The 24,623-nt window shown below is 63.1% G+C and carries 17 protein-coding genes and 1 pseudogene; 6 read left to right on the forward strand and 12 right to left on the reverse strand.

Going from position 1 to position 24,623, the window contains the following annotated elements; all coding sequences use genetic code 11:
• Nucleotides 1-489: 489 nt before the first annotated feature.
• Together CQ017_RS17565 and CQ017_RS17570 are read left to right on the forward strand one after the other, a co-directional pair.
• Nucleotides 490-2,130 (forward strand): ABC-F family ATP-binding cassette domain-containing protein, encoded by a 1,641-nt coding sequence (locus CQ017_RS17565; protein ID WP_105554791.1) that lies wholly within the window; start codon nucleotides 490-492, stop codon nucleotides 2,128-2,130.
• 175 nt (nucleotides 2,131-2,305) lie between these two features.
• Nucleotides 2,306-3,403 carry an acyl-CoA desaturase gene (locus CQ017_RS17570; RefSeq protein ID WP_105554792.1) on the forward strand — a complete coding sequence of 366 codons (1,098 nt, stop codon included), beginning with the start codon at nucleotides 2,306-2,308 and terminating at the stop codon, nucleotides 3,401-3,403.
• 84 nt (nucleotides 3,404-3,487) lie between these two features.
• Here the strand turns inward: CQ017_RS17570 and CQ017_RS17575 are convergent, their stop codons facing one another.
• Entirely contained in the window at nucleotides 3,488-3,853 is a 366-nt protein-coding gene (locus CQ017_RS17575) for an META domain-containing protein (protein WP_219843969.1), read from the reverse strand.
• Nucleotides 3,854-4,032: 179 nt separating this feature from the next.
• Between CQ017_RS17575 and CQ017_RS17580 the strand changes: the two genes are divergently transcribed.
• On the forward strand, nucleotides 4,033-4,695 hold the full coding sequence (locus CQ017_RS17580; RefSeq protein ID WP_105554794.1) for a phosphoribosyltransferase: 663 nt from the start codon (nucleotides 4,033-4,035) through the stop codon (nucleotides 4,693-4,695).
• A 108-nt stretch (nucleotides 4,696-4,803) separates the two neighbouring features.
• On the opposite strand, the gene CQ017_RS17585 is transcribed toward CQ017_RS17580, so the two are convergent.
• The 6 genes from CQ017_RS17585 to CQ017_RS17610 all read right to left on the reverse strand — a co-directional run bounded on the left by CQ017_RS17585 (nucleotide 4,804) and on the right by CQ017_RS17610 (nucleotide 12,104).
• Nucleotides 4,804-6,246: an MFS transporter gene (locus tag CQ017_RS17585; protein WP_105554795.1), complete on the reverse strand. Its 1,443-nt coding sequence runs from the start codon at nucleotides 6,244-6,246 to the stop codon at nucleotides 4,804-4,806.
• 90 nt (nucleotides 6,247-6,336) lie between these two features.
• Nucleotides 6,337-7,080, reverse strand: a complete 744-nt coding sequence (locus CQ017_RS17590; protein ID WP_105554796.1) for a TetR/AcrR family transcriptional regulator — start codon at nucleotides 7,078-7,080, stop codon at nucleotides 6,337-6,339.
• A gap of 75 nt (nucleotides 7,081-7,155) precedes the next feature.
• On the reverse strand, nucleotides 7,156-8,142 hold the full coding sequence (locus CQ017_RS17595) for a hypothetical protein (RefSeq protein WP_141393454.1): 987 nt from the start codon (nucleotides 8,140-8,142) through the stop codon (nucleotides 7,156-7,158).
• 109 nt (nucleotides 8,143-8,251) lie between these two features.
• Entirely contained in the window at nucleotides 8,252-9,145 is an 894-nt protein-coding gene (locus CQ017_RS17600; protein ID WP_105554797.1) for a sugar ABC transporter permease, read from the reverse strand.
• Complete coding sequence (locus CQ017_RS17605) at nucleotides 9,145-10,740, reverse strand: ABC transporter permease subunit (RefSeq protein ID WP_105554798.1); 1,596 nt, start codon at nucleotides 10,738-10,740, stop codon at nucleotides 9,145-9,147. The genes CQ017_RS17600 and CQ017_RS17605 overlap by 1 nt, the downstream gene beginning before the upstream one ends.
• A gap of 95 nt (nucleotides 10,741-10,835) precedes the next feature.
• The gene (locus tag CQ017_RS17610; protein WP_105554799.1) at nucleotides 10,836-12,104 is read right to left on the reverse strand and encodes a maltose ABC transporter substrate-binding protein; all 1,269 of its coding nucleotides are present in this window, start codon (nucleotides 12,102-12,104) and stop codon (nucleotides 10,836-10,838) included.
• Nucleotides 12,105-12,361: 257 nt separating this feature from the next.
• Here CQ017_RS17610 and CQ017_RS17615 point away from each other — a divergent pair, with 257 nt between their 5' ends.
• Together CQ017_RS17615 and CQ017_RS17620 are read left to right on the forward strand one after the other, a co-directional pair.
• The gene (locus tag CQ017_RS17615; RefSeq protein WP_105554809.1) at nucleotides 12,362-14,050 is read left to right on the forward strand and encodes a glycoside hydrolase family 13 protein; all 1,689 of its coding nucleotides are present in this window, start codon (nucleotides 12,362-12,364) and stop codon (nucleotides 14,048-14,050) included.
• An 82-nt stretch (nucleotides 14,051-14,132) separates the two neighbouring features.
• Complete coding sequence (locus CQ017_RS17620) at nucleotides 14,133-15,140, forward strand: LacI family DNA-binding transcriptional regulator (RefSeq protein ID WP_105554800.1); 1,008 nt, start codon at nucleotides 14,133-14,135, stop codon at nucleotides 15,138-15,140.
• Nucleotides 15,141-15,190: 50 nt separating this feature from the next.
• On the opposite strand, the gene CQ017_RS17625 is transcribed toward CQ017_RS17620, so the two are convergent.
• Entirely contained in the window at nucleotides 15,191-16,531 is a 1,341-nt protein-coding gene (locus CQ017_RS17625; protein WP_105554801.1) for an MFS transporter, read from the reverse strand.
• A gap of 243 nt (nucleotides 16,532-16,774) precedes the next feature.
• Between CQ017_RS17625 and CQ017_RS17630 the strand changes: the two genes are divergently transcribed.
• Nucleotides 16,775-17,509 (forward strand): IclR family transcriptional regulator, encoded by a 735-nt coding sequence (locus CQ017_RS17630; protein ID WP_258133793.1) that lies wholly within the window; start codon nucleotides 16,775-16,777, stop codon nucleotides 17,507-17,509.
• Between the two features lie 76 nt (nucleotides 17,510-17,585).
• Here the strand turns inward: CQ017_RS17630 and CQ017_RS17635 are convergent, their stop codons facing one another.
• The 4 genes and pseudogenes from CQ017_RS17635 to CQ017_RS17650 all read right to left on the reverse strand — a co-directional run.
• Entirely contained in the window at nucleotides 17,586-18,848 is a 1,263-nt protein-coding gene (locus tag CQ017_RS17635) for an MFS transporter (RefSeq protein ID WP_258133794.1), read from the reverse strand.
• 124 nt (nucleotides 18,849-18,972) lie between these two features.
• Nucleotides 18,973-22,038, reverse strand: coding sequence for an AAA family ATPase (locus tag CQ017_RS17640; RefSeq protein ID WP_105554803.1), 3,066 nt, complete (start codon nucleotides 22,036-22,038; stop codon nucleotides 18,973-18,975).
• Nucleotides 22,035-23,198, reverse strand: coding sequence for an exonuclease SbcCD subunit D (locus tag CQ017_RS17645; protein ID WP_105554804.1), 1,164 nt, complete (start codon nucleotides 23,196-23,198; stop codon nucleotides 22,035-22,037). The genes CQ017_RS17640 and CQ017_RS17645 overlap by 4 nt, the downstream gene beginning before the upstream one ends.
• Nucleotides 23,199-23,419: 221 nt before the next feature.
• Nucleotides 23,420-24,622: pseudogene (locus CQ017_RS17650) on the reverse strand (IS1380 family transposase); the annotation flags it as partial.
• Nucleotide 24,623: the final 1 nt, after the last annotated feature.

Below are 24,623 nucleotides of genomic sequence, written 5' to 3' on the forward strand. Positions count from 1 at the left end.
GCCGGAGTTGGTGACGGTGAATCCGAATCTCACGGTGATGATGATCGGTGAGCGCTGCGCCGAACTGATCCGCGGCAGCTGATCCGCGGCAATCGGGGGTGCCGCCGGATGCCCGGCGGCACCCCCGCTTCAAGTTGTGCCACCATTGCCAACGGCCAATTGATCGTTGGCCTTGCGGCCGCTAAACCGCTTGGATCTCCGGCGCACGCTTGGTCGCCGTGATCACCCCACGCGGAATATCGCGGCGCCCGACGTCGATCAGCCCGCTGCGCTCCTTCATCTTGGCCAATTAATCGAGTGTGGCTTGCCTGGCGGAGCCCGGCTCGGAGACGGTCAGCTGGATTTCGGCGTTGCCGTAGAAGGCCATGTTCGCCCCGAATCCGTGGTGCATCATCTTGCCTACTCAGCGGCCGATATTTTCCAGGCCTTCGCCAACCAACGCTAGGGGCGTGCGCGAGCGCGCGGCGAGAAGAACCTAAACTTGAAGGCATGACTGCAACACTGGTGGCCAAGGACCTTGCCGGGGGCCACGCCGATCGAACCCTCTTCTCCAATCTCAGCTTCACGCTCTCCCCCGGAGAGGTCTATGGCATCGTGGGCGCCAACGGCGCCGGCAAGACGACCTTGCTGCGGCTGCTGGCGGGGGTCGACGAGCCGATGGGCGGGAGCGTATCCACCGCCCCGGACGGCGCGTTCATCGGCTGGATGCCGCAGGAGCACGAGCGGATCGCCGGCGAATCCATCGCCGCGTACCTGGCCCGCCGCACCGGCTGCGCGCAGGCCACCGCCGCCATGGAAGCCACCGCCGAGGCGCTGGGCTCCGGGGATCCCGGGGCCGATGACGCCTATGCGGTGGCCTTCGAGCACTGGATGGCCTCCGGGGCCATGGACCTGGAGGACCGCGCCCCGGGCGTGCTGGCGGAGCTCGGCTTCGAGCTGCCCATCGACTCGCTGATGACCGCGCTGTCCGGCGGGCAGGTGGCGCGCATCGCGTTGGCCGCCCTGCTGCTCTCCCGCTTCGATCTGGTGCTGCTCGACGAACCCACCAACGATCTGGACCTGGCCGGACTGCAGCGTCTGGAAAGCTTTATCACCTCGCTGCGCGCGGGCGTCGTGCTGGTCTCCCACGACCGAGAATTCCTGGCCCGCTGCACCACCGGCATCGTGGAGCTGGATCTGGCGCAGAACCAGGTCGCGGTCTACGAGGGCGGCTACGACTCCTATCGGGAGGAACGCGAGATCAACCGCCGCCATGCCCGCGAGGCCTACGAGGAGTTCGCCGGCAAGAAGGCCGATCTGGTCTCCCGTGCCCGCACCCAGCGCGAATGGTCCTCCCAGGGGGTGCGCAACGCGATGAAGAAGAACCCGGATAACGACAAGCTGCGCCGCAAGGCCTCCAACGAGTCCTCCGAGAAGCAGGCGCAGAAGGTGCGGCAGATGGAATCGCGGATCAAGCGTCTGGAAGAGGTGGCCGAACCGCGCAAGGAATGGGTGCTGCAGTTCGAGATCGCCGCGGCCGAGCGTTCCTCATCCGTGGTCTCCACGCTCAACGAGGTCGCCTTGGAGCGCGGGCATTTCAGCTTCGGCCCGCTGTCCATCCAGCTGAACGCCGGGGAGAAGATCGGCATCACCGGACCCAATGGCGCGGGGAAGTCCACGCTGCTGAACCTGCTGCTGGGCAAGCTGTCCCCGGATTCGGGCACCGCAACGCTGGGCACCTCGGTAGCCATCGGCGAGATCGACCAGGCGCGCAGCTACCTGCCCGAAGAGCTGCCCCTGGGCACCGCCTTCGAAAACGCCCTGCCGGAGATGACCTCGGCCGATGCACGCACCCTGCTGGCGAAATTCGGGTTGAAGGCCAACCATTCGGCCGCCCTGGTCGGTGCGCTCTCCCCCGGGGAACGCACCCGCGCTGGCTTGGCGCTGCTGCAGGCGCGCGGGGTGAATCTGCTGGTGCTCGACGAGCCCACCAACCACCTCGATTTGCCGGCCATCGAACAGCTCGAAGAGGCGCTGGAAAGCTACGAAGGCGCGCTGCTGCTCGTCACCCACGATCGGCGGATGCTGGAAAATGTGCGTCTCGACGCGCGCTGGGAAATCTCGGACGGCCAGCTCACCGTGCGCCACTGACCGGGCGCGGTCCTCTTGCCAAGGACTTGGACGGCAAATACGATCGAAACAATTTGAAATTCTGCCCGCCGGACAGTCAGTTCACAGATATTCAACGTAAGCTTTTAAATATGGGAGCCGAGTTTTTCAGTTCTTTCGACTGTGAAGTCGACGCCTATACCCCAAGGATATTTACATGAGTAGCAGTTCAGTCATGGAATCCACCGCACCTTCCGTCAAACCCGGTGATCCGAAAAGCTTCTTCCACGTGAAGAAGCTCGTCGCCGATGCCGGTTTGGTCCAGCGCCGCCGCGGCCACTACCTCGGCGTGGCGATCGTCTTAACCGTCCTGCTGGGCGGCACGATTGCCGGATTCGTCCTGCTGGGAGACAGTTGGTTCCAGCTGCTTATGGCCGGCGCCTTGGGCCTCTTGCTGACCCAATTCGCCTTCCTCGCCCACGAAGCGGCGCACCGCCAGATCCTGACTTCGTCAAAGGGCAATGACAAGCTGGGCCAGTTCCTGGCCAACATTGTGGTCGGCATCAGCTACCAGTGGTGGATGAACAAGCACAATAAGCACCACGCCACACCGAACACCATCGGCAAGGACCCGGATATCGAGTGGGACACCATCTCGTTCCAGACCGAAGATGCCAAGCGCCAGCGTGGTGTGCTCAAGTGGATCACCGAGCGTCAGGGATACCTGTTTTTCCCGCTGCTGACCATGGAAGGCCTCAACCTTCACATGCTCTCGATCAAGTACCTGTTCCGCGCGAACCGGGTGAAAAACCGCAAACGTGAAATGTTCTCCATCGCGCTGCGCATCGTGATCTACCTGGCCGCGATCTTCTACTTCCTGCCAATCGGCATGGCCTTCGCCTTCATCGGCGTACAGCTGGCAGTCTTCGGCGTCTACATGGGTGCGTCTTTCGCACCGAATCACAAGGGCATGCCCATGATTCCGCAGACCGCACGCATCGACTTCTTCTCCCGGCAGGTTCTGACCGGGCGTAACATCATGGCGAAGTCCACCTGGGGCAACCGCATCCTGTCGCATGTCTATGGCGGGCTGAACTACCAGGTGGAGCACCACCTGTTCCCGTCGATGCCACGCGCCAACCTGGCTGCCGTGTCCAAGATCGTACGCCAGTACTGCGAGGACCACCAGGTTCCGTACACCATCGCCACCGTGCGTGAGTCCTACTCCCAGGTCATCACCTACCTGAACAAGGTTGGCCTGTCGGCCCGCGACCCATTCGATTGCCCGATGGTCACCGGTTTCCGAACCATCTAGTTTTCCCGCACCACGCAAAGCCTCAGGGGAGGATCCATTTCGGATCCTCCCCTGAGGCTTTTTTGCCGCCGCTTGGGCCCTTGGCTACTCACCGCGTTTCAGCGTGCCGACCTCCGCGTTATCCGCGTCCAGGACGAGCATGGTATCGCCCGAGACCTGGGCGGCCACCGCGGAAGCCAACCACGGGTCGATTCCCGGGCAGTACATCTTGGTGCTGCTCAGCTGCTCGAAGCGGATCTCGCCGTCGGCCTCGCTCCATTGCCCGGCGATCCGATTGCAGCCATCGTTGCCCGACACCTTTCCATCCTCGGCCAGCTCGAGCCACGGACTGCCCTGCGCCTTCTCGCCCCAGAGCCCGGCGGGGTCCGCGCCCGCCCCGGAGCTACCGGCGCAGGAGGCAAGGCTCACCGCAAGGAGCGGCATCACTAGAACTGCTAGAAATCGCTTCATAGTCCCAGCGTAGAACGAGGCGGGCGGCGATCCAACGAAGTAGCAATAATTCGTGGCCCGCACCCGGCACACCCCGATGGATTGCCCAGCTTGGCCGGCTGCGCCCGGGGCGCAAGGACTTCTTCGCCCGTTCTTTCGGCCCCCTTTCGCCCTTGGCCAGAAGCGCGCAGACTAAGAGGATGGGTACCGAAGCAGCGCCGATGTTCGCCGATCGCCACGATGCCGGCAGGCAGCTGGGAGTTCGGCTAGCCAGCAACCTGCCGCCGGCAAATTACTTGGTCGCCGGCTTGCTGCGCGGAGGAGTGCCGATCGCCGCCGAGGTCGCCGAGGCGTTAGGTGCCCCGGTGGCCGCGATGACGGTGCGCAAATTGGGGGTTCCGGGCTTTGCCGAGACGGCCTTCGGCGCGCTGGCCAGCTATCGCGGGAGCCTCGCGACCTACCTCAACCCCGCGATCCATGCCCAGGTGCTCGCCGACTTCGGACGGTCCACGGTGGAGAAGGTGGAAGGCCGCGCCCGCACCGAGGCCGACCGTCTGGCCCGGGTCTTCGCCGACTACGCTCCCCCGCTAGCGGGAGCCACCCTCGTCCTATGCGACGACGGGCTGGCCACCGGGGCCACGATGAAGGCGGCCCTGCTGCTCGCCCACCGGCTCGGCGCCCACCGGCTGATCGCCGCCGTGCCGGTGGCCCCGGCAACGTCGCCCGAGGAATTGGCCGAATTCTGTGATGCGTACTTCGCGTTGCACCTCCCGCAGCATTTTGGCGCCGTGGGCCGGTTCTACGACCGATTCGATGCCACCAGCGAGCAGCAAGCGCTCGCCCTCCTGCGCGCAACAAGTTGAGCACGCACGACAGCTGCCATCACCCGACCCGGGGTGATCGAGGCCTCCACAAAGTTGAACTTCAGCAGCAAGTCGATGAAGCCGGCAGCAGCGCTTTCGAGCGATCGCTTAGGCGATCGAGATCAGGTCCCGGTGCCCTTTGCGCTGATCGATAATGGCGACAAACATGGTGATCAGCACCAGCAGCGCGATGGCTACGAAGGAGAAGCTCATCGCGTTGGTCCAGCCGGAAAGATGGTTCACACCGTAGAAGATCGCGGTGATCATTGCGAGGCCCACGGCGGTGCCGACACGCTGCGAGGTCTGCATGAGCCCTCCGGCGCTGCCGGAGTTTTCCACGGGTACTTCCATCAGCGTCAAGGTCTGGTTCGGGGAAATAATGAATCCCTGCGCGATGCCGATGAAGGCCAGCGAGAGCATCATCCACCAGATGTTGAGCAGACCCCGTGCTTCGAGCTCCACCACCATAATCGTGGCCAGCAGGCCGAACAACGCGCTGCCGGCGCCGAAGACGATCAGCTTGCGTCCGACACTCATCACGTAGTTTCCCGCCAGCTGTGAACTGACTGCCGAGAGCAAGGCCGCCGGCAGGCAGATCAGCCCCGCCTGCAGGGCGCTGAAGTCCAGCGCGCTTTGCACATAGATGGCCACCAGAACCCAGACGCTGCTGACTCCCATGAAGTACAGCCCGGCGATCAGGCTTCCATTGGTGAAGCTGGAAATCTTGAACAAGGACAACTCGACCATCGGGGCGCGTCGGCGTGCCTTGTACTTCTTCTCCCAGTGCACCCAGAAGACCAGGATCCCCAGGCCCACGACGAGCAGCGCCCACAGGGCGGGGTTTTCGCGCCCCTGCACAAAAGGCAGCAGGAAGGCGAGCAGGCCGGCCGCCAGCAATACGCCGCCCACCGGGTCCAGGTCCAGCTTTCCGGTGCCGCGCACGAGCAGCGGTCGGGGAAGCCACAGCAGGGCCAAGAGCACGGCGATGATGCCCACCGGTACGTTGATCAAGAAGGTCCAGCGCCACCCGGCATCGGGGCCGAGCCAGCCGATGAGGAAGCCGCCGAGCACCGGGCCGATCGCCACGGAGACGCCGATGACGGTACCGAGCAGCCCGTAGGCGCGTCCGCGTTCGGGGCCCTTGAAATGCTGCTGGATCATGCCCATCACCTGCGGGTTGAGCAGCCCGGATCCCAAGCCCATGATGAATCTGGCAATGTTCAGGCTCGTCGGGTCCGGCGCCAGGCCAGCGAGGATGGATGAGAGCGTGAAGATGACCACGCCGGCAACGAACACCACGCCGCGGCCCAGCACGTCTCCGGCACGGCCGGCGGCCACCAGCACCACACCGAAGGTCAGCGCGTAGCCGGCCAGCACCCACTGCATATCGGCTTCGGAGGCACCGAGGGTGGTCTCGATCGATGGCAGCACCACGTTCACGATGCTGACGCTGACCAGGGACATGAACATGGTCGCCAGCAGCACCCAGAGCAGTCGCCAGCGCGCGCCGGACGACAGCGGTTCCGGTACCGTCAAAGATCGCTCGGGCATAGTCCAACTTTCCACGATTTAACTGCGCCAGCGGCGGTGGCCGGATGGCGTGCACAAGTAGTTCAGCGCACGGAGTCGAGAACTTATTCCCTAGTGGGAGGCCACGTTCTTGGCCAGGATCGCTTCGATCGCGATGATGCGCAGTTCGATCAGGTCCTCGAACATTTCGTCGCTGGTTTGGCCGGGCAGCTGCAGCGCCGCGCGGCATTGCGGCGCGGCCACCTGCGCGGCGGCATCCAGCCGCGATTCTGGCATCACGCGGGTGACAAGTTCTTTATGCTCCTCCGGCAGCCGGTCATAGGTGTAGTCGAAGCGCAGCCCGAAGCCGAGCACATCCTGTTCCAGCGCGCGAACCATGGTGACCGCGGTGTTCAGCGGCAAGTTGATATCGACGTAGAACTGGAGCAATCTCTCAACCAGCAGCGCATGCCGTGGACCGATGGTCACATTGACGTTTTCCTCCATGCCCACCAGTGAGGCCCGCGGGAACGCCCGATGGAGCCGGCGCGATTCGGCATAGGCCATGCGTACGCTCGCCTGCCAGTGCGCCGGATCAAAATCGATCAGCGGCGCCTTGTCCAAGAAGAGCTCCACCGCGAGGTTGATGATTTCCTGGCGGTCCTTGACGTAGTTGTAGAGCGCGCGCGGGGTCACCTTGAACTCGGCGGCCAGGCGGTGCATGGTCACCGCCGCAAAGCCTTCGTCCCCGGCGATGGACAGCGCCCGTTCGACCAGATCCTCGCGGGCGAATGTGGTCCAGTTGGAATCCTTGCGTGGGCGGCCGCGCCCGCGCTTTGCAGAAATCTCCGGTGGCTGGTTTGTGGCTTCGCTCATAGCAACAGTCTAGGCCTAGACAGCGCCCGCTTTCGGTATCTCGCCGGCCTACCGGTTTTTATCGCAACAATGGGTCTAATACAGCGCCAGCAGCTTGCGTGCCCGCTCGTGCCAGAGATTTCCGGCGAGCGCCAGATGCCCTACGGCGAACGCGACGCCTCCGGAAGCCCATGGGCCGATGAGCGCCAGCGAGCCGATGGAGTTGAACGCGGCGACCAGGCCGGCGGCGATCACCAGAATGCCGACGCTGACCAAGAGGATGTGCGCCCACCATTGGCGGGTGGGCAGCAGCACCGCGAGCAGGCCGAGCAGGCTCGCCGGACCGATGATCAGCCAGCCGTTCAGCTCACTGGTGCGCAGCCCCGCGGAAACCACCCAGACCCCGGTGGCCAGCACGAGCAATGCCCCGGCGATCAGCCACAGCGGGCCGGGCCGGGCCATGGAGCCGCGCATCATGATCAGTGGAGTGAGCACCTGCGCCCAGAGCAGCACGGTGATGGGCAGGAAGAAGAGTCCGATGCCCGAGGACCCCACGACCACCACGAGCGTCATGAAGCTCGCGCCAAGCAACCCGATGACCGTGGAGAAAATGTTCTGCAGGTAAAGGCCCACCACGCTGAGCAGCACCGGCAGGATCGCCACCCAGATCACCTGCGCTCCGACCAGCGCTTCGAGCCGCGCTAGTCCCCCGTTCGCGCCGTCGGCGAAGGGCGTCCAGTCGCCGGCGTTTCCCGGTGCCGCAATGGGGCCGAAGTACACCACTACGGTGGTGAGCAGCGCAAAGGCGAGGATCGGCCAGCCGAGGATGCGGTTCAGGAATTCCTTGCCGCTGCGCACCTGGAGCGCCTCGGGTGCGGTGCGCTGGAATTTCGCCGCGCGCATGCCCGCGGTTCCCAGCTGTTCGATCAGCTCAACCTGGGTGCGGCCACGCCCCGGGAGCTTGTGGATTTTTGCCCGCGTCTGCTCGATGATCTTATTTCGTTCCGCAGGAGTCAGGTGGCTCAACTCGTGGCGCAGCTGCTCCACATATTTGCGCGAGGCTCGGGGAAGGCGTGACTTCATGGGGCTTACTTTACGCGGTGGACCGGCCAGTTTCGCGAAGGCGGATGGGACACCGCGTTTGCAGTGTCCCATCACGTGGCAGTCCCTTTTCAGGGCGATCGGCAGGCGCCTATTTTCCGGCCCCTGCGGTCAGCCCGCCAACGATGTACTTCTGCAGGAAAAGGAACAGCGCCATCACCGGGATCGCGGCGAGCACCGCACCGGCGGCGAACACCGACCAGTTTGAGGTGAACTCCTCGGAAACGTAGGAGTACAGGCCCACCGCCAGGGTCTGGTTTTCCGGGCTGACCAGCACCACGGAGGCGATCACGAAGTCGCTGGTGGTGGAGATGAAGGACAGCAGCCCCACCACGGCGAGGATCGGTGCGACCAGGCGCAGGATCATGGTGAAGAAGATCCGTGCATGCCCGGCCCCGTCGATCTTGGCGGCCTCGTCGATTTCCACCGGCACGGTGTTGAAGAACCCGTACATCAGATAGGTGTTCACGCCCAGCGCGCCGCCGAGGTAGACCATGATCAGCGCGATCTGGTTGTCGATGCCCAACCCCGGGTACACCTCTCCCAGCGTGGTCAGCAGGATGAAGATCGCCACCACGGCCAGCAGCTGCGGGAAGATCTGCACGACCAGCAGCGAGACCAGCCCGAAGCGCCGCCCCTTGAAGCGCATCCGGCTGAAGCTGTAGGCGGCGAGCGCGCCGAGGAAGACCGAGGCGGCGGCGGTGGTCAGCCCGATGAACATGGTGTTGGCGAACCAGGCGGCGAAGGGACGCTGTTCGTTGGCGAACAACTTGGCGTAGCTTTCGAAGCCGATGGTGGAGAAGAAGCCGTTGGAGGAGAGCAGGGTGCCATTGGGATTCAGCGAGGCGGAGAGCACGTAGAGCAGCGGGAAGGCCGCGTAGATGCACAGGGCCACACCGATCAGGTGCCGCCAGCCGGTGGCCGCGAACCATTGGCCAAAGCCCTTTTTCGGCGCCTTGCGTGGGGTGGAAATCGAAGTACTCATTAGTTCAGTTCCTCCAAGGCCTTGGTCTGCTTGAAGCTGATGACCGCGACGAGCGAGACGATCAGGAAGATGATGATGGAAAACGCGCTGGCCAGCCCGTAGTCGCGTTGCGAGCCGACGAAGGCGACCTTGTACACCATGGAGATCAAGATGTCCGTGGCCCCGACGTTCATCCCCGAATCGGCTAGCCGCGGCCCGCCCTCGGTGAGCATGTAGATCACGTTGAAGTTATTGAAGTTGAACGCGAAGGAGGAGATCAGCAGCGGGGCGACGGAGACCAGCAGCAGCGGCAATTTGATCAGCCGGAAGATCTGCCAGGGTTTGGCCCCATCGATCTTGGCCGCCTCGGCCAGTTCGTCGGGAATCGACTGCAGCGCACCGGTGCACACCAGGAACATGTACGGGAAGCCCAGCCACAGGTTGACCCAGAGCACCGAGAACTTCGCCAGCCACGGGTCGGTCAGCCACGGGATCGACGCCCCGCCGAAGAGCACCTGGTTCACGTAGCCGAAGTCCTTGTTCAGCATGCCGGCCCAGACCAGGCCGCCGAGGAAGGCGGGGAACGCGTAGGGCAGGATCGAGATCACCCGGTAGACCTTGCGCCCCTTCATCCGCAGGTCGTTGAACACGATGGCCAGGAATAGGCCGAGGAAGAAGCTGGTGGCCACCGAGAGGAAGGCGAAGCCAAAGGTCCAGGCGGTCACGGAGATCAGCGAGCCGCGGATCGAGGAGTCGGTAACCGCGCGGGTGAAGTTGTCAAAGCCGACGTTGATCGACCAGCCGGGCATGAGCTGCTCGCCGCTTGGCGCGCTATAGGCTCCGACTCCGGTATCCCGGTAGACGAGGCCGGTGGTCGAATCGGTCATCGTGTCCGCGTTTGGCTCATAGACCAGGGTGGAGGTGTATTGGTAGGCGGTGCGCCCGTCGGAGGTGCGCAGCGTTCCGTCGGCCGGGTTCTCGCTCATCGGCACCGCCAGCGAGGTGACTTCCTGCTGGCGGCCGAGCAGGTCGGCGAAGGAAAGCTGGGTGTACTGCCCTAGCGCGTCCGGGTCGATGGGTGCCAGCGGGTGCTGGACGTCGCCCATCAGCGACTGCCCCTCGCGTTCGACCAGGAGGGCCAGGCCATCGGCGCCTTCGAGCACGGTGACCGGGTAGCCGGCGGATTCCGGCACGCGCTGCTGGTTGCTTTGCAGCAGCGACATGATCGCGTCGTCCTTGTCCGAATTATGCCCGGAGCCGTAGTTGGTGAAGGCGATATACCCGGTGTAGCCGATCACGAAGACCTGGAAGATCAGCAGGAACACCGCCCCGGGAGCCAGGTACTTTGCCGGCAGCCAGCCGCGCTTGAAGTAAATGGCGTTGATGACCAAGGTGATCACCGCGATGATGCTGGCGATCAGCAGCGCATCCTTGGCTACGGCCAGGAACACCGCGAAGAGCGCCGTCGCGTCGAGGACCGCGATGGCCAGGATCTTGACGAGCATCGCTCCGAGCCCGGTGTTCAGGTTGCGCGTGAAGCCTTGGGCCGTGGAGGAAAGCTTAGCTGGTTCATCCTGCGGCGCACGGTCTTTCGGCGCGGTGGTTTTCATGGTCATCCCGGAGTTCCTCGAGCGATCTTTAGTGAGCGATAATCGATGCTGCGGCCGCCGGGGTCCGCCCAGGCGGGTCGGATCCCAGCGGCCGCTGGTGTCTACTTGGAAATTGCGGCTTCGATGTCCGCAGCCATTTCATCCCAGCGCTTGACTGGATCCTTGGCCTTGCCGGAGATGATATCCGCCTCGGCCACACCCCAGAATTCCCAGACCGCTGCCATTTCCGGCACGTTCGGCATCGGAACGCCGTTCTCGCCGACCTCGCCGAAGGCGGCAACTACCTCGTCGGCTTTGGCTGCTTCGAAGGCAGCCTTGTTTGCCGGCGGGCGATCGCCGACCGCATACAATTCGGTCTGCACCTCTTCGGTGCCGATGTAGTTGGTCAAGAATTCGGTGGCTGCCAACAGGTTTTCGGTCTTGGAGGAGACGAAGAACCCCTGGACGGCGACAAATGGCTGGGCCGGTTCGCCGCCGGCGCTGGGGATCGGGTCGATGGACAGCTCGATTTTCGCTTCTTCGGCGGCCTCGACGTTCCATGGGCCGGTGATCAGGAATGGCGAGTCTCCGGAGATGAACTTCTCCTTGGCGATGTCGCTGTCCACCGAGGTTTTCAGCGTGCCTTCCTTGCCCTGCTCGGCCATCCACTTGGCGAATTCTGCACCGCCGTCGTTGCCCAGTTCCAACTTGCTGGCGTCGTAGGCGCCGGTCTCATCGGTGCCGAAGACCGGTGCGCCGAAGGAGGCCTGGAATGGGTACAGGTGGAAGGGGTCCCCGGTTTCGGAGACCTGGACCAGGAATGGGAATTCGGCACCCGATTCTTCGCCCGCCTCGATCATGTCCTCAAAGCTTTCCGGTGCTTCACCGGCCAGCTCGGTATTGCGCAGCAGCGCCAGGTTTTCGGTGGCGTATGGAACGCCGTAGGCCTTGCCCTCGTAGCTCATCGCGGTGACCGCGACGTCTTGGAAGTCCGCCGCCTTATCGCCGAGTTCGACCGGCTGCACGACGCCGTTGTTTACCAGGTTGCCCAACCAGTCGTGGGCGCCGATGGTGATGTCTGGACCCTTGCCGGTGGGAACCTGGCGAAGGAAGTCTTCCTGGATCTTGGAAAAGTCCTTGATGACCAGATCCACTTTCACGCCGCTGCTGGCGGCGAATTCCTTGGCCGCCTGTTTCAGCACCGGTTCGCGGTTGGCATCCACCCAGACGGTCAGCGATCCGGCGGATGCCGGTGCCGAGGAGGAAGCCGCCGGGGAGTTGGAGGCCGCCGGTTCGGTGCTCGTGCCGGATCCGCCGCAGGCGGTCAGCGAGAGGGCGGCGATGGCCGTCATGGCCCCGCCGACTATCAGGGAGCGAGTGTTCACCTTCATTGGGTGTACCTTTCGTGGCAACTTGGTTCATCTGCGCCGGCTGAGTCTCGATCTGCTGCGCCTGGGCCGGACTGATTTTGTGTCGTGAATCACGACGTGAATGTAAGCGTTTCCAGAGTGACACAAATCATCAGGTTTGGCAACACCTCCCGCAGGCATCCGGAATTGATCGAACCTCACCACGCCGAACCCGTCTGCGTCTTCACGTTTTAATGGAAGCGTTTACAATCGTGCGTTCATCGCCTATCGTTACCGGCATGACTCAATCGCGCACTCTTTCGGAATCCCCAGCGTCCGGGCACGGCTCGGAATGGTGGCGCACCTCGGTGATCTACCAGATCTATCCCCGTTCCTTCGCCGACGCCAACGGGGACGGCATTGGCGATCTGGCAGGCATCACCTCGCGCCTCGATTCCCTAGCCGACATGGATATCGACGCCATCTGGCTCTCCCCCTTCTTCACCTCCCCGCAAAAAGATGGCGGCTACGACGTGGCCAACTACTGCGATGTCGATCCGCTGTTCGGCACCTTGGCCGACTTCGACAAGATGGTGGCCCGGGCCCACGAACTCGGCTTGCGCGTGATCATCGATCTGGTGCCAAACCATTGCTCCGATCAGCACCCCTGGTTCCAGCAAGCTTTGAACGCCGCACCTGGATCCCCCGAAAGAGACCGCTTCATCTTCCGCGACGCCCCCGCCGGCGCGCTGCCCAACAACTGGGAGTCGGTGTTCGGCGGCCCCATGTGGACCCGGACCGCCGCACCGGATGGCTCCCCAGGCCAGGCCTATCTGCACATCTTCGATTCCTCCCAGCCCGACTTCAATTGGCATAACGAAGAGGTGCGCGCCATGTTCCGCGATGTCTTGCGCTTCTGGCTGGACCGCGGCACCGACGGATTTCGCGTGGATGTCGCCCACGGCATGATCAAGGCCGAGGGCTTGCCGGATTTCACTCCCCCGGCGCACGGCGATTCCATGGGCGGCGACGAGGTGCTCGCCCCGTGGTGGGGCCAGGACGGCGTGCACGAAATCTACCGCGACTGGCGCCAGGTGCTGGACGAGTACGAAGGCGAGCGGGTGCTTTGCGCCGAAGCCTGGGTCAGCCCGCTGGAGCTGATGGCCAAGTGGGTGCGTGATGACGAAATGCATCAGGCATTCAACTTCCCGTATTTGGGCACCGAGTGGGATGCGCCCGCGCTTCGGCAGGTCATCAACGACTCCCTGCGCGCCTTCGGCGCCGTCGGCGCGCCGAGCACCTGGGTGCTCTCCAACCACGATGTGGTGCGCCACGCCTCGCGCTTGGCATTGCGCGACGACAACCCGCAGGGCGAAGGCATCGGCCCGCTCACGCCGAATCACCCGGATCCGGCGCGCGGACTGCGCCGGGCGCGGGCGGCGTCCGCATTGATGCTGGCTTTGCCCGGCGGGGCCTACCTCTATCAGGGCGAAGAGCTCGGCCTGCCCGAAGCCATGGAGCTGCCCGATGCCGCCCGGCAGGATCCTACCTGGTTCCGCACCAACGGCGAACGCTACGGCCGCGACGGCTGCCGCGTTCCCATCCCCTGGGAAGCCGCGGCCCCGGCCTTCGGCTTCAGCGCCAGCGGGGAAAGCTGGCTGCCGCAGCCGGCCAGCTGGGAGCGCTACGCGCGTTCGGAACAAGCCGCGCAGCCCGATTCGACCCTGAATATGTACCGCTCGCTGCTGCGCCTGCGCCGCGAAAACCAGTTGGGCTCCGGCGATGTGCAATGGCTGGAGACCGGCAGCGAGCAGCTGCTGGCGCTGCGCAACCGTGCGGTGACCGTCATCGTGAATTTCGCCGGGCAACGCGCCGAGCTACCCGGCCAGCTCGCCGGCCTGCCGGTCTTGCAGGCCAGCGCCGAACAGTCACGGCCCGGGGTCATCGAGGCCGAATCGGCCTTGTGGCTTGGCGCCGAGCGCCGGTAGCGCCCGGTAGTCTCGAAAGTACGTGCGGCATCCGGGCAACGGATGCCGCACCCGCTCAGCAATTCATCGAGGAAGGGTCAACGTGGCCGGTATCAAGGACGTGGCTGAAGCCGCAGGGGTTTCCATCGCCACCGTTTCCCGAGCGCTTTCGGGCCGCGGCAACGTCTCGGCCACCACCCTGGCCGCGGTGCGCCGCGCGGCCGACGAGCTGGACTACGTCGTCTCCTCCAGCGCCTCGGGGCTGGCCTCGGGGCGAACGCGCAATATCGGGGTGCTGGTGCCGATGATCAACCGCTGGTACTACGGTTCGGTGCTCGAAGGGATCAGCACGGCGCTGATGCGCGAAGGCTACGACACCACGCTGTACCAGTTGAGCAAGGACGTCGATCAGCGCGAAAAGGTCTTCTCAGATTTCCTCTTGCGCCAACGCGTGGACGCGGTGATCGCGGTGAACGTCGAGCTCAGCGAAGCCGAGGTAGCCGCCCTGCATGCACTGGATAAACCCCTGGTGGGAGTGGGCGGGCCGCTGCCCGGGGCACCCACCTTGTATTTGAATGAGGAAGCCGTCGCGGCCCTGGCCACCGAACACCTGATCACCTTGGGCCATACGCGGATCGCGCATATCGGCGGCAGCCAGGAAACCGACCTGGATTTCCAGCTCCCCACCCAGCGCCGCGCCGGATACGAACGCGCCTTGCGCGAAGCCGGCCTGAGCGTGGACGACGAATTGTATATGGGTGCTGATTTCACCATGGCCCAAGGCTACGAGGCGGCCAAGCAGCTGCTCGGCCACCCGGGGCACCGCCCCACCGCGATCTTTGCCGCGAGCGATGAGATGGCCATCGGGGCGATGCTCGCCGCCCGGGATCTGGGCCTGCAGCTTCCCCACGATCTGTCGGTGATCGGCATCGACAATCATGAGCTCGCCGAAATGTTCGGCCTGACAACCATCGAGCAGCGTCCGCATGAACAGGGCGAAACGGCCGTGGCGATGCTGCTGCGCACCATCCGCGGGCTGGAAGCCGCCGAGGGGCACCAGATCAAGCATCGGCTCATCGTGCGTTCATCGACAACGCGCCCACCGGCCTAGGCCGGTGGGCGCGTCGCCGCTATTAAGTTATTGTTTTGGCCGCGGCATGACTAGCCGAGGGTGGATGCCGGAGCCTCTTCGCCTTCAACTTCTTCCAGATGCAGGTTGCGGCCCTGGGTTTCGCCAACCCACAGCACAGCGCCGGCGGAAATCACGGTCAGCACCATAATGTAGACCGCGATCGAACCGGACCAACCGGTAGCGGTCAGCAGGATCTGCGCGACGGTAGCGGCGAAGGCGCCGCCGAGGATCGAACCGAGCGCGTAGCCGATGGAGATGCCCGAGTAGCGGATGCGTGCCGGGAACATCTCGGCGTACATCGCCGACTGCGGGCCGTAGGAAAGACCCAGGCCGATGGTGAGCACAAAAATCCCGATCGTGTAGAGCACGATATTCGCGGTGTCCACGAGCATGAACATCGGAATCATCCAGACGAACACAATCCCGTAGCCGATGACGAACGTATTGCGGCGTCCGATCCTATCCGAAAGCCAGCCGCCGACCAGGGTGAAGATCAGCCAGCCGACCGAGCCGATGGTGGTCGCCAGCAGGATCGGCGCCAGCTCCATCCCCAGCACCTTGGTGGTGTAGGAGATGAAGAACGCGATCACCAGGTAACCGGCCGCGTTGTTGGAAACGAAGATCAGCGCCGCCTGCAGTACCTGCTTGAGGTTCGTGCTCATCAGTTCGCGCAGCGGGGTGTGCTCCGAAGCCTTGCGCTGTGCCATGGCCTTGAAGACCGGGGACTCTTCCACCGCGCGGCGAATCATGTAGCCGACAAGAATCAGCACCACCGACAGCAGGAATGGAATGCGCCAGCCCCATGACTGGAACTGTTCGGGAGTCATCGACACCCGCAGGATGAACAGCAGCCCGGTGGCCAGAATCATGCCGATGGGCACACCGATCTGCGGGAAGGCGCCAAAGTAGCCACGACGGGCATTCGGTGCGTGCTCCACGGCCATCAGCGCCGCTCCGCCCCATTCGCCACCTGCCGAGAAGCCCTGGATCACACGCAAAAGCACCAGCAGGATTGGCGCGCCGATGCCGATCGCAGCGTAGGTCGGCAAGACGCCGATCAGCGAGGTGGCCACGCCCATGAGGATCAGCGTCAGCACCAGGATCTTCTTCCGGCCGTAGCGGTCGCCCAGGTGGCCAGCCACGACGGCGCCCAACGGACGGAAGAAGAAGGAAATGCCGATCATGGCGAAGGAAAGGATCTGCGCCAACGCAGGGTTCGATTCACCCAGCGGTTCCAGGAACAGCGGAGTCAGCAAGGTTGCGGTGAGCTGGGCAAAAATGAAGAAGTCGTACCACTCGATGGTGGTACCGACCAGGGTGCCGGCGAGAACGCGCCGCTCTTCCTGGGTGCGGGATACGGTTGTAGACATGTGCGAGTGTCCTCAGCTGAAGATGCGATTAAATACCGACCGTTCGGACGGGTAACAAACCAATAGTAGATTATGAGTGATCATCCTCACAAGCCAACGAGGTGCGGGCCACACTTCGGGCCGTGGGGCCACGGGCGATTCAGCAGACCTGCGGGGCAAGGAAATTCAAAAAACGAATTCGCCGTTCGGATAGAGAACCCTTAGACTCGCTTTGAGAACTACTAGCGTCGAGCCCAAGGCGATTTGTCCGTCGGAATTTTCGGCGGCAGCGCCGGAATGAAGAAGATGTCATCCTCGCAAACTTTGTCTCGTGGTATCCGGGTATTGGAGATCGTTGCGGACTCCACGGTCAATCTGACCATCGCGGAAATCGCCGCCGAGCTCGACGTGCACCGTTCCATCGCCTACCGGATATTGCGCACCTTGGAAGAGCACCGTCTGCTCAGCCGCGACGAAGCCGGCCGGATTCGAACCGCCTCGGGATTAGCGGCGCTGGCCCGGTCGGTGCAGCGTGACCTGCAAACCGCCGCGATGCCGGAGCTGACCAAGATCGCCAACGAACTGTCGATGACCGCCTTCATCGCCGTCTGGGAGCATGACATGTGCACCACCTTGCAGTCGGTCGAACCGCTGCACTCGCACCGCGCCATCGTTCACCGCCCCGGTTCGGTCCATGGCATGGATATCGGTGCCCCGGGGATCGCGATCCAGTCCAAATACACGCGCGGCCAATGGGACGCGATGCAAACCGGTATCGAGTACCGGGAGCCTGCGCGCGCCGCGCGCATCGAGGGGTACGCCACCAGTGAGGATGAAGTGATCCAAGGTGTCACGGCCATTGCGGTTCCCATCTCCCACAACGGGCCAACACCTGCGGCGATCGCGGTAGTCTTCGCCACGAGCACCGTGGATGATCGCGAACGCATTGTCCGCGCGCTCAAGGAAGCTGCGCTGAACATCGGCGACGAGCTGGACTAGCGCCAGCAAAAGCACCACAGATGAGCGAAGGCTCCTTCCCACCCGGGAAGGAGCCTTCGCTGAATCACAAGCTACGCTACCGTACCCGCGACAAGGACGGCGCCCGGGAGACGATCAGCTTCATGGCCAATGCGGCGAGCAGTATCAGGAATGCGGCCGCGCTGGAGACCCAGAAGGCCCCGAGATAGCCTGCCGAGTCGGCGAGCAGCCCGGCCAATCCGTTCCCGATCGAGGTACCCACCACGATGCCCGCCGACAGCAGCGTCATCACGGTGGACAGCAACTTCGGCGGAGCGACCTCCCCGCCGAGGGTCATCACCGTCACGATGACCGGCCCCACCGCGAAGCCTGCGACGAACAAGGCCAGCAGCATCCATGGGACGGTTGCCGCAAAATGCAATCCGAAGCTGGCGATAGTCAGCGCCAAGCCGCAGGTGATCCAGCGGTTGATCTGGCTGAACCCTTGCGGCCAGGCGGCCACGGACACGGCAGCCAAGGCGCTGGAAATTCCCATCGCTCCGTAGAGCAGTCCGCCCTGGTTCGAGTCCCCCTGGGCGCCGGCAAAGGCGAGGGTGCCCGCGGCCGATGAGCCAAAGACGGTGCCCAATCCGATCATGCCCATAACCAGTGCGCCAATCGCGGCGAGCCGGGCACGACCGATGCGAACCCTTCCGGTCTGCGCGGTGGCGGCGTGCAGCTTCACCGCGTCACCGGTGCGGTGCTTGGCAAAGACCGGGACGAGCACCACGGTGAGCACCGCGGCAATCAACAATGGCAAGGTGGGGTGCAGCAGCGATGCCAGCAGGCCAACGGCTACCGGGCCAAAGACGAAGCCGAGCTCGTCGAGCATGGATTCAAGGCTGAGCGCAGCGGTGAGCACCTTCGGGTTTCTCTTCTGCTGGCGTGTCATCGAAATCCAGCGCACCCGCGACATCGGGCCGACTTGCGGGCCGGTGGCACCGGCAAGCAGGGAAATCAGCACGAGCACGCCGACCACCATGCCCGGCCCGCTGTTTCCATACCAGGTGAGTATGAGCAGCAAGATGGTGTGCAGGATCGCAGCCGGAATGAGGACCGGGCGCTGCCCTAAGCGGTCGGCCAGATAGCCGAGCGTCGGTCCGCCGATGGCCGAACCCAAGCCGACCATGGCGGCGCTCAGGCCGCCGAGTGCATAGGATCCCGAGGAGGCAGTCACCAGGGTCATGGACCCGATGGTGAGCATTGCCAGCGGAAGCCGGGCAAAGAAAGATAACGGAAGGTACGCGGTACCAACCATCGGAACCAATGATGCAAAACCTGGTTTAGGTTCGATGATTTCGTTTGGTTCGTTGGACAACATATGTTGAGTCAACAATTCTCCACAACAAAGCGTGTGTCGTCCCACGCCCCCCGACACACAAAATTTCCCAGACATGCCTGATGGCACTACTTTCAACATACCAGCGTCTTCGGCAATGTCTAGCTCATATAGCGAGCATCACTTCCGGAGTCATATCGATGGTCGACCCATGCTGCGTCTTGGTGACCGTGACACGGTTGGAAATGCGTTGTTTCATCTCTGAAACGTGTGAAACCAGGCCGATCATCCGCCCTCCGGCACGCAGCGATTCCAGCGCTTCCATAACCTGCTCCAGGGTCTCCGCATCAAGGGAGCCGAAGCCTTCATCGACGAAGAGCGTCTGCATGTCCACGGCACCGCTGTGATGGGAAATGACGTCGGCCAGACCAAGCGCGAGCGCCAGCGAGGCCATGAAGGTTTCACCGCCGGACAGCGTCTGGGTATCGCGTTCCTTGCCGGTCCATGAATCACGCACACGCAAGCCCAGACCGGACTTCGAGTTGCCGCGGGTCGAATCATCATGGTGCAAGGAGTAGCGATTCGAGGACATGATCATCAATCGCTCGGTCGCGGCCGCGGCGACTTCTTCCAAGCGCGCCGCCAGCACATAGGTGCTGAGCGTCATTTTGTACTTGTTCTCTCCCCCACCACGAATTACTTCGGCGAGGTCGCGAAGGCGCCGGTATGCGTCGATCACCGGTCCTGATTCCGAACGATACTCGGCCAGTGCCGTGACGGATTTGCGCAGCCGTTCGAGTTGGGTCTGCGCGAGCACCTCGTCCTGGCGTGCGCTCTCGAACAGCTCCTCGGCCAATTTGGCGTTCTCCCGTGCCTCGCGCAGGTCTTCCTCGGTCGGTGTTTTAATGCCCGCGGCGCTGAATTCCCGGGCACGCCGGTAGTCTTCGGAGCCCTTGAGCGTGGCAATGGCGCTGGAACGTACGGTGTCCTGGTGATGGATGCGCTCGAATTCCTCGCGCGCCTCCGTGGACAGCAGCGCCGCCGCATATTTCGCGTCCTCGTCGAATCCGGCCTCTTCGCGTTCACGAGTCCAGCTCTCTTGGGCCTTCTGCGCGGAATCCACCGCCGCTAGGTAGTCCTTGAGCGTGTTCAAGGCGCGATTGAAGATCGTGAATTCTGCGCGTACCTTCAGCACTACGTCATCGATGCCCAAATCACTGCCTTCACGCAGCTGCCTGAGTTTCTCCTCGAGCTCGGAAATCTGCGTGTTCAGGGACTCCACTTGCTTGGTACTCGCGGCGTGGTCCATCGCTGCCGCGGCGACCTTCGCGGTCTCTACTTCGATGCGCGTGCGCAGGGATTCGAGTTTTCGAACCAGCTCGGCAGTCTGGGCTTGTGCGGCAACGGCCGCGTCGAGTGCTTCCTGCGCTTCGCCGGCTTTGGCCTGGCCCGCCTCAACGGTTAGTTCCTGGGCGGCTTCGGCCGCTGCCTCGAATTTGGTGGTCGCGATGTCACGGGCCTTGGCCTTGCGTTGCTGGAGGTCGCGTTCGTCCTGGACTTCTTTCTCCAGCGCTTCGAGCCGTTCGTCGTCGATCAGTTCGGCACCGGCTTCGGCTTGGGCCGGCCGTGGATGTTCCAGCGAACCGCACACCAGGCAGGGCGATCCGTCTTCGAGTGCCGCCGCAAGACGCAGCGCGCTCTGTTCCAGTTGGGTGCGTTGCGCGGCGATATGCGTATTTTCCGCGGCGTTGAGCTTCAGGCTCTGCTCGGCATACTCGATGTCGGCTTTGGTCAGCGCAATACGGAGCTTATCGCGGAGTTTGACCTGGCCAACCAAGTCCTGCGCGGTTTTCAGCTCTTCGGTTGCCTGTTGTTTTGCCGTGGCGGCGGCTACCGCGTCGAGCTTGTCCGGATCCGCAGCAAGCTCATCGCGCCCAAGGCGCAATTGTTCGAGCGTCTTCTCCGCGTCGCTGCGGGACTTGAGCTGCTTGGCGGCCAGTTCGATCGATTCTTTGAGTTCTTGGCGAAGGCGTTGTTGCTTGGCCTCATCGCTCACCGCCGCCTTGAGGACTGCGAGCCGATTGCTCAATTTCAGCGTGCGCACTCGGATGTTCTCAAGGTCTTCGGCGTTGGGCTGGAGCCGCAGTCCGTGCTCCTTCAGCAGTTGGGCTTTGCTGTCTTCCCACGGCGCGGTCAGTTCTTTCAGCGCACGTTGCGTGTCCTTGAGTTGAGCCTCATAGCCGCGGATTCCGGCGGCCCGTCCATGGAGCTCAAGGCCCTGTCCGGCAAGGACGGCTGCGGGATGCATGCGTTCTTGCTCTGCCTCCAGGCTCAGCAATTCGGCGTGGCGGGCAAATACGCGGCGGCGTTCGTCCAGGGATTGCTGGTTTTTAAGCGCCTTGTCGCGTTGCATTCGTTGGTTTGCGCAGTTTTCCTGATGCGCCGTGGCTAGAGCAAGAATTCGGGCATCGTAGCCCGCAAATTCTGCGGCTAAATCCAGTGGTTGCTCCACCTCTTCCACGGGCTCTTCCGGGTCCCCCGTTTCGTGGGCCCCCAAGTACTCGGTGGCTTCCTCGCGTATGCCATTTTCACGCGCGCTGAGCGTCGCTTCAACAGCGGCGGCCTTCTTGCGTTCCTCGCCTAGCCGTACGTTGAATTCTTCCTCGATCTTCGCGTAATCGCTGGTGTCGAAGAGGTTGCTCAACAGCTCTTCACGGGCGGTGGCCTTGGCGCGCAGGAAGTCGGCGAAGCCACCTTGCGGAAGCATCACCACCTTGGTGAATTGATCGCGGTCCAGTCCCAAGAGGCCCCCGAGGACCTGGCCTACCTCGTCGTTGCGTGTGGAGAGAGCTTCCCATTGCCCCTTGACCAATTCGCGCAACGCGCTGGATGCCTTTTGTTCGGTGATGCCATTCTTGCCGCGTTTGCTCGGGCGCATCCATGCCGGCGACCGGGTGACCTCGAATCGCCGGTCCCCGATGGTCAGCTCGCAGATGACCTGCGGTTCGACTCCCAGCGCCGCATGGTCCGAACGGATCTGCCGGCTGCCGGCTCGATTTCCAGGCAAGGATCCATAGATGCCGTAGCAGATCGCGTCGAGGATGCTGGATTTCCCGGCACCGGTCGGACCGTCGAGCAAGAACAGTCCGCCGGAGGCCAGCTCGTCGAAATTGACTTCTTCGACGCCAGCGAATGGGCCGAAAGCCTGAATTCTAAGCCGATGGATTCTCATTTGCTCACCTGTGCTTCACGAGTGCTGCGGATGACCGAATCGAGCAATTCGCGTTCGAGTTCATCGGGGTGCCGGTCCCTGACATGTTCGATGAAGTCCGAGCAGACCTGCGCGGTGCTGGTCGCCTTGGCCATGCGTTCGGAGTAGCTGGACTTTTCCTTCGCCTTGCCGCCTTGCGGGTCGAAAGCCAGCACCACCGTGTCCGGGAATCGAGTCCGCACCTTGCTCATCGCATCGGCCGGACGTTCGGGATCGGTCAGGGTCACCTGGCACCAGGCGTCCTGGGCGTATTCGAGGGACTCATCGGCGAGCAGGTCCGCCAAGTCTCCGCGGAGCACGGCCAGCTTTTTAGGCACCGAGAGGATGACCTCCTGGTACCCGGTGATGCCTTCGGCTCCGGTATCGATCAGCCACACGCCCTTGCGCTGGTTCACCTCGGAGAACGAGTAGGCCAAGGGGGAACCCGAATAGCGGATGTGTTCGGTAATGCGTTGCCGGCCATGCAGGTGTCCCAGCGCGGTGTAGTCAAAGTTCTCAAACAGGTGCGCCGGCACCACATCCAGATTTCCGGTGCTCAGCTCTCGTTCGGAGTCGCTGCCCTGTCCGCCGGCGGCAAAGAGATGAGCCATGGCTACGGAGACGACCGGCGAACCCTGCTGGCGCAAGCCGGCCAGATGCCCCTCGATGCGCGTGAGTGCGGCGCCGGCCACCGCTTCATGGCTGGCCCGATCGACCTGCAGCTCGTCCATCACCATGCGGGGCTCCAGGAACGGGATGCCGTAGACGGCCACCTGGTGGTCCCCGCCGTCGAGCAGCACCGGTTCGAGCATGCGTGCGGGTTCGGCGAAGATGTGCACCCCGGCGGAGTCAAGCAGTGCCGAGGCGAAGCCCAGCCGTGAGGCGGAATCGTGATTGCCGCTGGTCAGGATCAGCGTCGCCCCGGTCTTGCGAAGTTCACCGAGCGCCCAGTTGCAGAGGCGGACCGCATCGACATGTGGCAGCGCCCGGTCGTAGATGTCACCGGCCACCAGCACCGCATCCACCCGCTGTTCGCGGGTGATGTCGATGATCTCCTGAAGTACGTTGCGCTGGGTTTCGAGCAACGACGCACCATGGAAGGTCCGTCCCAAATGCCAGTCGGAGGTATGAAGCAATCGCATGAATCCACCTTATGCACTTGCGCCGACAGAATGAGCATTAGCCCAGATTTTTCATGAGGTCTTTGACGGTCACCGAAATCCACTACCCAGGATTCCCGGTGGCCGTTACTGATTCTTCCCACGCCAAAGAGCGCCGAAACACCAGCGCTGGGTGCCAGGCTCCACCGACCTGGACTGAAATGATCTTTCAAAACCAAAGAAACAACAGGACAACCGCCAATTCAAGCAGCCAGCTCACCGCGCCGCCACCGCTGAAACAACACACCAATACCTTCCTGCAACTGGCAAAGCAACTGCGCTTCTGGTGCTCTCACCGGGATCAACAGCCGGCGCTGCCGCCCACCAGAGACGATTTTCCCAGCCATCGAAAACAGCCGGTACCGCCACCGCTTCAGATCCCAACACCCAGCTTCATGACCACCGGGCAGCGCAGCTAGCTGCAGCCATGCGACCAAGTTCAAGGCGAACATTGCCAGGTCAGCCCACGCCTGATTCGCGGTAAAAGACCAATACGGCAGCTTGCCCAACCCCGTGCTCTTGAGCGTTTTGATCCGATTTTCGCACCGGCCACGGGCACGATGCCGAGCATCAAGGAACGCCACGTTGAACCGCGGAGCATTGGTCAAGAACGCCGTCACCCGATTGCCATCCGTATCGAACAAGTTCGCTTTCGCACCGGGATGCAACGGCTCAGCACGCAGGTAAATCCGAGTTCCAGGCGGGTATTGCCTCAACTCCAAGACCTTCGTTGCATCAATCACCCACGCATCATCACGCTGATCTCCGTTAGCGTCCAGGGCTGGTTCCCAGTACTTCTTCTGATCGATCCACCGGATGAACCGCTCCTTGAGCACCGGCAGCGAATACGAGGTGGAGAACTGGAGCCCCAACGAATCCAGGTGGTGCAAGAACTCCCGGGAGGACCCAGCGCTATCTGTGCGGACAAGGATCTTCTCACCACGAAGGTTCCCGTGCTCGTCATAGAAATCATCAGGCAACTGAGCCAGCGCTTGGCCGAGCACCTCGATATGCGAGGCGGCGGAATTAGCGCCCCGGTTTCCCGGGCGCAACTGCACGGCGAGGACTTCGCCGGTGCCGTTGGCTTTGCCGTAGTCAGCCATGGCAATCATCGGTGAAAAACCGTACCCACCTTTATACGTCCCAGCGCTGTTTTCCTTCTCAGAATGAACATGCACTAGCGACGCATCGAGGTCAATAATCAGCGGATTGGCTGCCGTGGCCAGCCGGGCTGGATTCCGCGGCCCGGCCGCATTCCAGACTTTGGAGCGCAGGCTGCGGGTCATGGTGGCGAACCCGTAGGAGAAAGCTTCTGGCTGTTCTTTGATCCGGCCCATGAATCGGCTAACCGTGGCATCCGACGCTACTGAGCCAAAGAGTTCTGGTGCGGCTCGTAGCTGGTCAATA

It is taken from the genome of Arthrobacter sp. MYb224 (assembly GCF_002975455.1).
Taxonomy (GTDB): domain Bacteria; phylum Actinomycetota; class Actinomycetes; order Actinomycetales; family Micrococcaceae; genus Glutamicibacter.

Coding starts and splice junctions, on each gene's coding strand:
- CQ017_RS17565 (WP_105554791.1), top strand. CDS start 490: ATGACTGCAACACTGGTGGCCAAGGACCTTGCCGGGGGCCACGCCGAT.
- CQ017_RS17570 (WP_105554792.1), top strand. CDS start 2,306: ATGAGTAGCAGTTCAGTCATGGAATCCACCGCACCTTCCGTCAAACCC.
- CQ017_RS17575 (WP_219843969.1), bottom strand. CDS start 3,853: ATGAAGCGATTTCTAGCAGTTCTAGTGATGCCGCTCCTTGCGGTGAGC.
- CQ017_RS17580 (WP_105554794.1), top strand. CDS start 4,033: ATGGGTACCGAAGCAGCGCCGATGTTCGCCGATCGCCACGATGCCGGC.
- CQ017_RS17585 (WP_105554795.1), bottom strand. CDS start 6,246: ATGCCCGAGCGATCTTTGACGGTACCGGAACCGCTGTCGTCCGGCGCG.
- CQ017_RS17590 (WP_105554796.1), bottom strand. CDS start 7,080: ATGAGCGAAGCCACAAACCAGCCACCGGAGATTTCTGCAAAGCGCGGG.
- CQ017_RS17595 (WP_141393454.1), bottom strand. CDS start 8,142: ATGAAGTCACGCCTTCCCCGAGCCTCGCGCAAATATGTGGAGCAGCTG.
- CQ017_RS17600 (WP_105554797.1), bottom strand. CDS start 9,145: ATGAGTACTTCGATTTCCACCCCACGCAAGGCGCCGAAAAAGGGCTTT.
- CQ017_RS17605 (WP_105554798.1), bottom strand. CDS start 10,740: ATGACCATGAAAACCACCGCGCCGAAAGACCGTGCGCCGCAGGATGAA.
- CQ017_RS17610 (WP_105554799.1), bottom strand. CDS start 12,104: ATGAAGGTGAACACTCGCTCCCTGATAGTCGGCGGGGCCATGACGGCC.
- CQ017_RS17615 (WP_105554809.1), top strand. CDS start 12,362: ATGACTCAATCGCGCACTCTTTCGGAATCCCCAGCGTCCGGGCACGGC.
- CQ017_RS17625 (WP_105554801.1), bottom strand. CDS start 16,531: ATGTCTACAACCGTATCCCGCACCCAGGAAGAGCGGCGCGTTCTCGCC.
- CQ017_RS17635 (WP_258133794.1), bottom strand. CDS start 18,848: ATGTTGTCCAACGAACCAAACGAAATCATCGAACCTAAACCAGGTTTT.
- CQ017_RS17640 (WP_105554803.1), bottom strand. CDS start 22,038: ATGAGAATCCATCGGCTTAGAATTCAGGCTTTCGGCCCATTCGCTGGC.
- CQ017_RS17645 (WP_105554804.1), bottom strand. CDS start 23,198: ATGCGATTGCTTCATACCTCCGACTGGCATTTGGGACGGACCTTCCAT.